This window comes from Gilliamella sp. X-57 (assembly GCF_057063565.1).
On the sequence record NZ_JBXSQI010000024.1, the window covers coordinates 33,764 to 46,543 of the forward strand.

Consider the following 12,780-nt stretch of genomic DNA (forward strand, 5'->3'; position numbering starts at 1 on the left):
ATTAGATAGATTTTTATAGGTTTATTTTTTATAATTTATTCTGCTAATTTATAAATATTTATAAAAATGAAAAAGAATGTAGTATTTGGTTTTTTAGGAAATGTACTGGATCAACGTGGTAAAGGTAAACGACGCTGGCGGCATTGGCGACCGACTATTGATTTATGTTATCAGTCAGAGATAGGCTTTAATCGGTTAGAACTACTTTATTATCAAAATGATTATCATCTGCTTTGTGAAGTGATTAAAGATATTAAAACTTTATCACCGCAAATCGAAGTAACACCAATTGCAATAAACATAGACGATCCATGGGATTTTGAGCAAGTTTATACCTGCCTTTTTGATATTTCCAAGAATTACGCATTTAATCCAGAACAAGAAAACTATTATGTTCATATTACAACAGGCACGCATGTTGCTCAGATTTGTTGGTTTTTACTGGCTGAGTCACGCTATTATCCCGCTAAATTATTACAAATGTCACCGCCAGAGAAACATCAGTCTGCCTCGCAATCTGATATGGAGTTAACCGAAAATGAACTGATTAGGCAAGTGCCTTGCGGTAAAATGAATATCATCGATTTAAATTTGCATCGTTATGATAAAATCTTAACTCGTTTTCAACAATATGCCCATCAAGCAACCGATTTATTAAAGTCAGGTATCGCAACGCGTAATCAACAATTCAATCAGTTAATTGCTGAAATAGAACAAGTCGCTAGTCGATCGCATGCACCTATTTTATTGTGTGGACCTACAGGTGCAGGTAAATCATTTTTGGCTAAACAGATTTATTTGCTTAAACACAGTAATCATCAAATTAGCGGTCAGTTTGTTGAAATCAATTGCGCCACTTTGCGTGGAGATAGTGCAATGTCAACCTTGTTCGGTCATGTTAAAGGCGCCTTTACTGGTGCTAATCTTGCCCGCACTGGATTACTTAAAAATGCCGATGGCGGTTTATTGTTTTTAGATGAAATTGGTGAACTTGGGCTTGATGAGCAAGCCATGTTATTAAAAGCGATTGAAGAAAAGCAATTTTATCCATTTGGTAGTGATAAACCGATACAGAGTGATTTTCAGCTAATTGCTGGCACGAATAAAGATCTGAAACAGGCAATAAAACAAGGCGAGTTTCGAGAAGATCTGTTCGCCAGAATTAACTTATGGAGTTATCAACTGCCAAGTTTAGCTCAACGTAAAGAAGACATTGAACCGAACATTGATTATGAGTTGGCACGTTATGCCAAAGAATATGGCATCATGCCACGCTTTAATCAACAATCACGACGCGCCTATTTGGCCTTTGCCACCAGCCCCGATGCTTTATGATTGGGTAACTTTCGTGAACTAAATAGTTCGATTATTCGAATGGCGACGTTAGCACCACAAGCTAATATTACGCTTGAACAAGTTGAAAAAGAGATTGCGCGCTTAAAACAAAACTGGGGACAAAGCAGAAATGATCATTCTTTAATCCCAACGGATATTGATGAATTTGATCGCTACCAACTAGAAAAAGTGATCGAAATATGCCAAAAAAGTGAAACATTATCTGCCGCAGGCAGGCATTTATTTGCCGTTTCTCGCACCAAAAAACAACGCAGTAATGATGCTAATCGGCTAAAGAAATATTTAGCTAAATTTGGTTTGAGTTGGGAGGTGATTCATCAATCTTAATAAATGTATCAGTAAAATCTATTTCATGAATGAAAAGATTCTTACTGATAACTGTGTTTATCCATTTAGACTAATTAAGCGATCTTGTTGATCGAATTTAGCAATAATTTGCTCTTTCCCTTTTATAGCAACAAGGGAGGTATGATCTGTTAAATTATCTGGTTCAATTTGATAATCTTTAGCTATTAGGTAATATTTAAGAGCTTGATAATGATTAACCTCAAAGTTTGAAATGAATTGGGAAAACGTTTCAAAAATTTGAGCTTGATTACTTCCGTTCTGCTCAATATGATTGATATCATGGTTGTTGTCAGATGAAGAACGTGAGAATAAATTTTGCATAAATTTTGGTAAAATATTGAACGTTGAATGTTGATGATTATTTTTTTGCTCGACCTGACTTTTTTTAACCGTTACCAAGGCTATTCCTTGACCAAAATTAGCAAGATAATATCCATTTGTGTCAAACATTCCTGCAGTAATTACACCTATTTTATGTAAATCTTCCTGCGTAGCAACACATTGACCAATAGTGAATAAATCAATGCTATTTTCTTGACCATAGTGTTTTAAACTCAGTGCTTGTTCAATAACAGGCATGGGTAACTGTGATGTTTCATTATTCCAAGACCAAAGCCATGTTTCAGACGATAAAGAGAAGCTCCCTAATAATTGAATTGAAAAGGTGATATCATTACCAAAATGTATAACACCCTGATCGATATCTATTTGCCAATCACTATCACCAATTATCTCATAAAAATTGAGCTGTTTTTCGAAACCATAACAACCAAAATGTTCTAACAATTCTTTTTCAGATTTGCACGGAGTTACCATAACTTTTTGTATTCCCATATTAGCTCCTTATTTTTTAGTTTTAATTTCTATATTTTCATTTAATACCAATATGATGATATTAATACATAATTTAATGTAATTTAACTAGTTTATGATTAATTTTTTTAAAACACAATGACTATAACAACCAAGAAAGCTAATGCGGTGATCTTAGATTTATATCATCAATCATCTACAAAAGATACACTTGAAAAATACGTGATTTATTATTGTGAATTATCACCTGAGCTATTCCTGCATGATTGCCGCTTCTTTGCGAAAATATAATCTTCAATTGAAACCACAAAGAATAATATTGATACTTTACATCCAAATATTCTTTGTATAGAATAAGCCCGCTTTCCTGAATCGTGCTGCTGCAGGAAAACAGTAATTATCTTCTCAACAGAGGAGACCGTTTTTTATTGTTTTCTAGGTGGCAATGATGTCTACATTTACCCGTTTACAAAAACGTTTATCCCGACTAGGGATTGAAAGTCATTTTTATAATGATGTTTATACTTTTAATCAACAAAATACGACCGCTCAAGTTTTATTACCGCAGGCTTTACCTTTAGAAGAAAAAGCTGTCAAGCAGTTACTGGATTTTGCATCGGTTAAAGTACCTAATAGCTTAGGACACGTGTGCGCTGCACGTGCTACTCCCGATTTCCATCCAGGTGCGATTGCGCCAGTGGGCAGTATTGTGGCAACAACGGAAGATTTAATTATTCCAGCAGCTATTGGCACTGATATTAACTGTGGTATGCGCCTTTTGACAACTGGCTTAAGCTATGATCAAGTGCATGACCAAAAATCAGCAATTATCGCGCAACTAAAACGCGTATTATTGCAAGATGAACGAGATATTCCTGTTACGCCGCAATCTTTTCAAGCGTTGTTTGATCAAGGAATAGCGCAATGGATTGCTGCCCTACCACAACAAGGTTTGTGGCAAGAGGTTAATGTTAAGCGATTACTTGCCGAAATTAACCAAATATCGGGGCAGTCGTTAATCACCGCCGATAGCAAATACGCGCCAGAGGCCTTTTTTGAGTCACGCAGTATTATCCGTCCAGCAAGCTTAGGTACCGTTGGTTCAGGTAACCATTTTGTTGAGTTACAAATTGTTGATGAGATCCTTGATCGACATTTAGCTTATCAAATGGGGCTAAAGAAAGATGCTGTTGTGATAATGATTCATACTGGTTCACGTGATGTGGGATTTTATATTGGCAAGCGTTGGCAAGATAAAGCCAAAGAATTATGGCCAGTAAACGAAAAATATCCAACATCAGGATTATTTGGTTTGGCCGATGATAATGCTCAAAATTACTTGCAAGCTATGGGCGTTGCAGCACGTTATGCTTGGATCAACCGAATTGTTATCACCGAATTGATACGTAAAGAATTCATGGCGATCTTTAAACACGATAATAGTCAGTTAATCGTGGATATTTCGCATAATATTATTTTACCTGAGCATGGCATGAATATTCACCGCAAAGGGGCAACGCCAGCTAATCAAGGGGAAATAGTATTAATTCCCGGCTCGATGGGCGATTACTCTTATGTGGCGGTTGGTAAAGGGAATTCGGATTGGTTATGGTCTTGCTCGCATGGTGCGGGTAGAGCTGAAAGACGGCAATCAATGCGTAGCAAAAAAGTGGTGACTGATAAGGTTAATTTGCCATGGCAATGTATCACCTTAAAAGAAGAACGTCTACGTGAAGAAGCCCCTGCGGCTTATAAACCGATCACACCTGTAATCGAATCGCAAGAAAATGCTGATTTAATTCAATCAGTGGTAAAACTTAAACCTTGGATCACGTTTAAAGCGTGATCAAGCAAACAGCCCAAGCTTTGTTCGTTTGGGCTGTTTTTATAATCAATTGCCATTCTAAATTTTTAGCATTGTATTTTGTTTATGTTGTATTATCACTAGGTATTGAGTTTGTTTTACTCATCCAGATCTCAGCGTTATTAACCCAATGAGTTTTAGACAATATTTTTTCCTTTTAACCGATTTAGTATTCACATATAACAATCAACAATTCCTATTGTAAACAAGAGAAATACAATAAGTAGGTTTATTATAGAATTTAGTGACAGAATTAACTGTCACCTTTATTATTCATTATGATTTTTTTCCTCTATACAGAAACAGGCAATTTTATGTTCGTTATAGTTAATAAGTTGCGGTTGTTCAATTGTGCAACGTGGAAATGCTAAACGGCACCGGGCATTAAAAGCACAACCCAAAGGAGGATTAAGAGGGCTTGGTAATTCCCCTTCTAATTTGATTCTATCCCGTCTAAGATCTGGATTTAATCTTGGTGTTGCTGATAATAGCGCCTGAGTGTATGGATGTTCAGGATTACGATAGATTTCATCTTTCCGCCCTTGTTCAACGCAACGCCCTAAATACATCACCATTACGTCATCAGCAATATGCTCAACGACAGAAAGGTCATGAGAAATAAAAACATAAGATAAACCTAGATCTTGCTGTAGATCCATCATCAAATTTAGTACTTGTGCACGCACAGAAACATCTAGTGCTGAAACGGGTTCATCAGCAACCACTATTTCGGGATCAAGCATTAAACCTCTTGCGATAGCAATGCGTTGGCGTTGTCCTCCTGAAAACATATGCGGATAACGATTATAAAACTCTTCTTTTAATCCAACTTTTTTCATCATTGATAGCACTTTTGCTTTACGATCATTGGCTGTTAAATCGGTATTGATAATTAGCGGTTCTTCTAATATGGAACCGATTTTTTTGCGTGGATTGAGTGATGAGTATGGATTTTGGAAAACAATTTGGATCTTTTGGCGACGCAATTTTTGAGCTTGCAGGTCATCATCCAACAGATTCTGATCTTTAAAATAGAGTTCTCCTGATGTGGGTTTTTCGATCATGGTCAATAATCTTGCTAATGAGGATTTACCACAACCCGATTCACCAACAATCGCAAGTGTTTTGGCTTTACCTAATGTAAAAGATACACCGTCAACAGCTTTAACTTGTTTAGCTTCAGAAAAGAACCCCGTTTTGACATGATAATATTTTGTCAGGTTTCGGGCATCAAGCAGTAATTCTTTATTTTCCATATTATTGTTCATATTGTGGTATCCCTTCGCTTGATAATGGATAATGGCATTTTACTTTTCTAGTTGCAGAATAACTCATTAATGCAGGTTCTTCAGTATAACAGCGTTCAGTAGCATAAGGACAACGCGGATTGAGTAAACAGCCCGTTGGCCGATCATATTTTCCTGGAACGACACCCGCTAATGATGCTAATCGCTCTTTGTCTTGCGTAAATTCAGGCAGCGAGCGTAATAATGCTTGTGTGTAAGGGTGTAATGGTTTTTTAAAGATAATTTCAGTATCACCTATTTCAACGACTTGTCCAGCATACATCACAATAATTTTTTGTGCCGCCTCAGAAACTAACGCTAAGTCATGCGTAATAAGAACTAATGCCATGTTATTTTTGCGTTGCAACTCAAGCAATAACTCGATAATTTGCCCTTGAATTGTAACATCAAGCGCGGTTGTTGGTTCATCAGCAATTAAGAGCTTTGGGTTACATGCAATTGCTATTGCGATCATGACGCGTTGGCTCATGCCACCAGATAACTGATGCGGATAAACATTTAATCGATTTTCTGCATCAGCAATACCCACTAATTTAAGCAATTCAATCGCTCTTGCTTTGAGTGCTTTTTTACTGCCACCTTGGTGAATTTTCAAGGTTTCAATGATTTGGTAACCTATGGTAAAACATGGGTTTAAGCTCGTCATCGGATCTTGAAAGATCATTGCAACATCTGCACCCACAATTTTACGGCGCATTTTGGTTGAGATCTGTTGCAGGTCTTTGCCATCAAAATGTAATGCATTGGCATTGACTTTACCTGGAAAATCAATTAACCCCATTATGGCGAGTGAACTCACTGACTTTCCTGAGCCTGATTCACCCACAATGCCAACAACTTGCCCTTGTTCAACGTCATAACTAATGTGGTCTACCGCTTTAAATCCACCAAATTGAACAGATAATTCTTTTACTTCTAATAGTGCCATGACTGTATCTCCATTACTGCTTCAATTTAGGATCAAGCGCGTCTCGCAAACCATCTCCCATTAAGTTGAAAGCTAACACTGTCATTAAAATTACTAAGCCCGGAAAGGTGACTACCCACCATGCAGATTGTGCAAATTGCAATACGTCAGCAAGCATTGTTCCCCATTCAGGGGTCGGTGGCTGTGCACCCATACCTAAAAAACCTAATGCGGCCATGTCTAAAATCGCATTTGAAAATCCTAATGAAGCTTGCACAATTAATGGCGCTAAACAGTTTGGCAGAATATTTATGAACATCTGCCGTAAAGCACCTGCCCCAGCAACTCGGGAAGCAATCACATAATCTTTATTAATTTCAGCAAGCGCTGCTCCGCGGGTTAAACGGATATAATGAGGTAACGCAACAAAAGCTAATGCAATTGAGGCATTAACAATCGATGGGCCAAATATCGCAACTAAAACAAGTGCAAGTAATAAACTGGGTAAAGCAAGCATGATATCGACAGCACGCATAATGATGTTGTCTAAAAAACTGCCTACATAACCGGCAATCAATCCCACTGTAATCCCTAAAATCAATGAGATGATGACGACTAAGCAACCAACTAATAAAGATAAACGCGCACCATAAATGAGCCTCGATAAGATATCTCTCCCCACATCATCTGTGCCTAAAATAAATTGCCAACTGCCATCTTTCATCCAAACAGGTGGCGCTAATAAGGCGTCTCTAAACTGTTCAGAAGGAGAATGTGGTGCAACAAAATTAGCAAAAATAGCGAGTAAAACAATAATAATAATAAAAACTAATCCAACGACAGCACCTTTATTTTTTGAAAAATAAAACCAGAACTCACGCATAGGTGTTAATGGTTTAGGTTCAACCAAACTGGTGTCTCTCGTATTGGTCGATTCAGTAATAACCTGTTTATTCATCTGTAAACACACTCTTATTTATGTCTAATACGCGGATTGATAACGCTGTATAACATATCAACTAATAAATTTACCAAAATAATCATGACCGCAACAATTAAAACGCCACTTTGCACTACGGGATAATCTCGACGTTGTAGCGCTTCAATTAACCAACGACCAATTCCCGGCCATGAAAAGACGGTTTCGGTCAATATTGCACCAGCAAGCATTGTACCAACTTGTAAACCGATGACTGTCATCACTGGGATCATCGCATTGCGTAATGCATGAATAAGTATGATTCGCATTCGACTAACGCCTTTAGCTCGTGCAGTTCGAATATAATCTTCACTTAATACTTCTAACATAGAAGAACGGGTCATGCGGACTATGACCGCTAATGGAATGGTTCCTAATACAATGGCAGGTAAAATTAAGTGAGTAACTGCATCGATAAAATCTTCTTTTTCACCCCATAATAAAGTATCAACTAACATAAATCCGGTTAAAGGTTTACTTTCATCTAAGAAAAGCATATCGCTAACACGACCTGATACTGGAGTTAAATTTAAATGCACAGAAACTAACGTAATGAGCATCATTCCCCACCAAAAAATTGGCATGGAATAACCCGTTAAAGACAAACCTATTGCTGTATGATCAAATATTGAACCGCGTTTTACTGCTGCAAGCACGCCAATTGGAATCCCAAAACTAACTGCAAACAACATCGCGCAAAATCCAAGCTCAAAAGTTGCTTTAAATCGGGGTACAAATTCATCCCATACTGGAATTTGGCTTTTAAAAGAGATGCCTAAATCGCCATGAAACATACCTATAATGTATTGAAAATATTGCTCATAAAGAGGCTTGTCTAAACCAAATTGCGTTATTAATTCAGCATGGCGTTCTGGCGTTAAACCTCGCTCTCCTGCAAGCACCGTAATAGGATCACCAGGAATGAGGTGAACGAAAATAAAAGTCAGCAGTGTAATGCTGATAAAAGTCGGAATAAGTACACCTAACCGCTTTAGAATAAATTGAAACATGTAGTAGCTCTTTTAAACTATCGTTTATAAAATAGATAAAATTTTTATTGTTATTAAAAAATAGATTTATAGCTCTAAATTTAGCAAAACCCAACGTAGTGATTAACCACACATTGGTGGTTAATCGTTAGGAATACTATTTTTCAAGCGTAACTTGGTTAAAATTATGTAATGCTAAAGGAGCCATAATATAGCCTTTAACCTCTTTACGTAATGGCATATAAACCATTGAATGTGCAATCATTAATGCAGGTGCTTGCTCACGCATCTCAACTTGTGCTTGTTTATATAGCTCAACTCTTTTTTCGTGATTTGACTCAACACGAGCTTGCTGTAATAAATCATCAAATGGTTTATAGCACCAGTGTGAATAGTTTGAACCTGCTTTAACCGCATCACAACTCATCAAAACAGAATAAAAGTTATCAGGATCGCCATTATCTCCAGTCCAGCCCATTAATACAGCATCATGTTCACCATCACGAATACGAGATAGATATTCTCCCCATTCATAACTCACAATTTTAGCTGTTACACCAATTTTAGCCCAATCCGCTTGAATCATTTCAGCCATACGGCGTGCATTTGGGTTATATGGGCGTTGTACTGGCATTGCCCATAAATTGATAGTAAAGCCTTTTTCTAATCCCGCTGATTTTAATAACTCTTTTGCTTGTTCTGGATCATAAGGATAATCTTTTACTTCATCGTTATAACCCCACATTGATGGTGGAATAAAGTTTTTAGCTGGTTCTGCCGCACCTTGAAAAACAGCTTTTATAATCGCATCTTTGTTCACGGCCATATTTAATGCTTGACGAACTTGCAAGTTATCAAGTGGTGGCTTATCCATATTGTAGGCTAAATAACCAATATTAACCCCTGCCATTTCTTTAACAACAATATTATTGTCTGACTTCATTCGCTCAATATCTGCTATATTTGGATATGGCATCGCATGACATTCTCCTTTTTGTAACTTGGCATAACGAATTGCAGGATCTGGGGTGATTGAAAACACTAAACGATCAAGCTGGGCTTTAGGGCCAAAATAATCGAGATTTGCTTTATAAAGAATTCTTGAATCTTTTTGGTATTGAACAAAAGTAAACGGACCAGTACCAACGGGGACTAAATCAACTTTTTCGGGTGTGCCATTTTTAAGCATAGCATCGGCATATTCGGCTGATAAAATGGAAGCAAATGACATTGCTAAATCGGCTAAGAAAGGCGCTTCTGGATGGTTTAATTCAAATACGACAGTATGGTCATCAATCTTTTTAATTTCTTTGATTAAATCTGTAAATCCCATGCTTCCAAAGTATTCATATTGTCCACCAGAAACTTTGTGATAAGGATGATTTTTATCTTTCTGTCGCATAAATGTAAAAATAACATCATCAGCATTTAAGTTTCGGGTTGGTTTGAATTCTTTATTGCTATGCCATTTAACATCATCGCGTAAATGGAAAGTATAAGTCAAACCATCTTGGCTGATATCCCAAGATTTCGCTAAAGCAGGTTCGATTTCGGTAGTACCTAATTTAAATTCCACCAAACGGTTAAAAACAGGAACTGCACTCGCATCCATTGAAATACCACTTGTTGCTAACTGTGGATTAAATATTTCAGGTGAAGCTTCTGCACAATAGACTAACGTCCCCGCAGCATGAAGTTGTGCACTAGCAAGCATTGTTATTAGTCCTGCGCCTAACAAAAATTTATGTTTATATTTCCTTAGATTCCTCATAAAATCACCCCAATTATTTAACTGTAAACCTATTTTGTAATACTTATACAAAGTTAAAATCTTCGTATTTCTAATATTTTTTAAATACAGATTTAGTAAAACACTCTAATTTTGATTTTTACATCAATTAATTTTTACTTTGTTTAAATTCATATTTTCGCTATCTATCGCACTAATATGGTGCAAAAATGCACCATAATTAAAATTACGATATTGCCTAGCAATTTACAATAACATTCCATTTTTGATTAAAATAATTTCTAACACGAGCATAACGGCAGTTAAGTACTGTGTAACAGATATAACATGCAAAAATAGTGCCATTTTTAATTCACAAATTTATATTAAAGGTAATACTAAAAAAGAGCATATAAATATGTTCTTCGAATTTTGCTCAATTTATATAGTTCTAAATTTATTATAGAGTTTGTCACTTAATAATTGATTTTTATAGAATGCATTATAATTATTGTAAATAAAATAATCATTAAATTAATGATGTAAAATTAACTTATTACTGGATTTAGCTTAATTTCAGTTGAACACAGTTGAGGAGTAAAATAAGGTTGAAAAGGCTTTAGGCATAAAAAAACTGCTAGAAGCAGGTCTTAGAATTTGGTGATTGGTTCTGAGGATTTCAGATGGGGAGAATGTATCTGGGGTTGTATCCATATAGAAATGATCTAGGATAAGAGTACTTGTTAATTAAATAGTTTTTTCAATTTTTGCCAAAAGCTCATTGATTCAATTATTTCTATTTTATTTTTTAGATTTTTATTTAATTCATGGCTTTTTTTTAACAATTCAACCAAATGATTATTATTTAATTCTATGTTAATTAAGTTGTTTTTTATAGATGTATATTCATTAAGTATACGTTCTTTTTCGATAAGATACGATTTTTGCAATTTAGTAATATTACTTAAAGCATTACTTAATTCTGATTGTTTTAATATCAACTTTTTATCATGATAATTAACAGAGATAGGATCTGAACGAATACAACCATAAACTTGATTTCTAAATATTGCTTTTAAATAATTATAATACTTTTCTACATCCTCACTATCATAATTTTGATTTCTTAATTCTTTTAAAAAAATTATTTTTTCTGAAATGTTCACTTCTATTATCGGAATGTTGTGTTCCCTGAAATCTTTTATTTTTTGGGGTTCACATTTATGTTTAACTGCGACTTCGATAGCAACTTTACCATTCCATTTTTCAGCTAAATCACATTCCGAAGAAAAATAGCCAATCAGATCAGGATAATAAACTTTACCATTTTCAAATTGTAAACGTGGTTCTATCAGAAATTGTGAAAAGTTTAACTGAAAACTATTTTGACCTATTACAAATTTAATTTTTTTTAATTCAGATAAAACCAATATAGCTATTGAATGGGAAATTGTTTCATTGTCTCCATCTCCATTCTTGCCTCCTTTCATGTTCTCAATATATTTAAAAAAACCATTTTTCACTGGAGCCATTCTAGCGCGATATTGTTCATTTGCCTGGGTGCTATAAAAAGTTAACTTTTCATATTCTTCTGGTGAGTTTTGTTTCATCTTTAACACCTCCCAAATATAAAATGTTCTAAGTCGTGAAGGTTGCTGTTGATCCAGAATAAAACAGTTTTGTTTGTTTTTAGCATATGCCCATATTTTTTTCACCATACACAATCCCCCTTTATTTTATTCAAAAATAATTTGTTTTTTGCTGTTTCTATAAAAGCAGTTCTAAATGCTGAATCATGTACAAAAAGTTGATAAAGTTCAATATATTTTTGCGGTTATCTAACATGATTTCAAGTAAAATACGCTCAAAAGCTATATCATGGTTATAAGTATCTATGTAACTATCCCCTAAAATAGTACAGCAAAAAAGTAGAAAATTCTCTATGATAAAAGTAAAGGGGGATTTAATTATGAAAAAAATGACTGAACATCAAATCGTCGCTATTTTAAAAGAAGCTGAAGCGGGTATTCCCGTTAAAGAACTGTGCCGTAAATATGGCATGGGTAATTCAACTTTCTATAAATGGCGGGAAAAATACGGTGGTATGGAAACTTCGGATATCAAACGCTTAAAGGAGCTGGAGGCCGAAAACCGCAAGCTTAAGCAGATGTTTGCCGAACTGAGCTTAAAATCCCAGCTTCAGGAAGAAATTATAAAAAAGCTTTAGTGCCCACAAAGGCACGTAAAACGTGGGCACAGCAACTACAACAAAATCATTCTGTTACTATTGCTATGAGTTGTGCCATTGTTGGCTTAAGCCGTTGTGCTTACTATTATCAACCTAAGTTACCGAATGATTCAGTGATTGTTTCGGTGTTGAATGCTATCACAGACCGGCATTTACGCTGGGGCTTTCCTAAATGCTTTAATCGCATCAGAAAGCTCGGCTATAAATGGAATCATAAACGGGTGTATCGGGTGTATTGTG

The 12,780-nt window shown here is 35.6% G+C and carries 8 protein-coding genes and 3 pseudogenes; 4 read left to right on the plus strand and 7 right to left on the minus strand.

Annotation, left to right across the window (positions count from 1 at the left end):
- The first annotated feature begins 66 nt into the window (after positions 1-66).
- A pseudogene (gene rtcR, locus ACYIAL_RS10955) lies at positions 67-1,683 on the plus strand (RNA repair transcriptional activator RtcR).
- Positions 1,684-1,740: 57 nt separating this feature from the next.
- Here the strand turns inward: rtcR and ACYIAL_RS10960 are convergent.
- Entirely contained in the window at positions 1,741-2,538 is a 798-nt protein-coding gene (locus tag ACYIAL_RS10960; protein ID WP_483751693.1) for a DUF6882 domain-containing protein, read from the minus strand.
- 427 nt (positions 2,539-2,965) lie between these two features.
- Here ACYIAL_RS10960 and ACYIAL_RS10965 point away from each other — a divergent pair, with 427 nt between their 5' ends.
- Positions 2,966-4,363, plus strand: coding sequence for an RtcB family protein (locus tag ACYIAL_RS10965; RefSeq protein ID WP_483751694.1), 1,398 nt, complete (start codon positions 2,966-2,968; stop codon positions 4,361-4,363).
- 287 nt (positions 4,364-4,650) lie between these two features.
- Here the strand turns inward: ACYIAL_RS10965 and ACYIAL_RS10970 are convergent, their stop codons facing one another.
- The 6 genes from ACYIAL_RS10970 to ACYIAL_RS10995 form a co-directional block, all read right to left on the minus strand.
- Entirely contained in the window at positions 4,651-5,649 is a 999-nt protein-coding gene (locus tag ACYIAL_RS10970; RefSeq protein WP_483751695.1) for a peptide ABC transporter ATP-binding protein, read from the minus strand.
- Positions 5,639-6,616, minus strand: a complete 978-nt coding sequence (gene dppD, locus ACYIAL_RS10975) for a dipeptide ABC transporter ATP-binding protein (RefSeq protein WP_483748374.1) — start codon at positions 6,614-6,616, stop codon at positions 5,639-5,641. The genes ACYIAL_RS10970 and dppD overlap by 11 nt, the downstream gene beginning before the upstream one ends.
- A gap of 13 nt (positions 6,617-6,629) precedes the next feature.
- Positions 6,630-7,553 carry a dipeptide ABC transporter permease DppC gene (dppC, locus tag ACYIAL_RS10980; protein WP_483751696.1) on the minus strand — a complete coding sequence of 308 codons (924 nt, stop codon included), beginning with the start codon at positions 7,551-7,553 and terminating at the stop codon, positions 6,630-6,632.
- 14 nt (positions 7,554-7,567) lie between these two features.
- Positions 7,568-8,584, minus strand: a complete 1,017-nt coding sequence (gene dppB / locus ACYIAL_RS10985) for a dipeptide ABC transporter permease DppB (protein ID WP_483751697.1) — start codon at positions 8,582-8,584, stop codon at positions 7,568-7,570.
- A 136-nt stretch (positions 8,585-8,720) separates the two neighbouring features.
- On the minus strand, positions 8,721-10,334 hold the full coding sequence (locus tag ACYIAL_RS10990; protein WP_483751698.1) for an ABC transporter substrate-binding protein: 1,614 nt from the start codon (positions 10,332-10,334) through the stop codon (positions 8,721-8,723).
- Between the two features lie 701 nt (positions 10,335-11,035).
- Entirely contained in the window at positions 11,036-12,010 is a 975-nt protein-coding gene (locus tag ACYIAL_RS10995; protein ID WP_483751699.1) for a hypothetical protein, read from the minus strand.
- 251 nt (positions 12,011-12,261) lie between these two features.
- Here ACYIAL_RS10995 and ACYIAL_RS11000 point away from each other — a divergent pair.
- Positions 12,262-12,484, plus strand: a pseudogene (locus tag ACYIAL_RS11000) (transposase); the annotation flags it as partial.
- 34 nt (positions 12,485-12,518) lie between these two features.
- Positions 12,519-12,780: pseudogene (locus ACYIAL_RS11005) on the plus strand (IS3 family transposase); the annotation flags it as partial.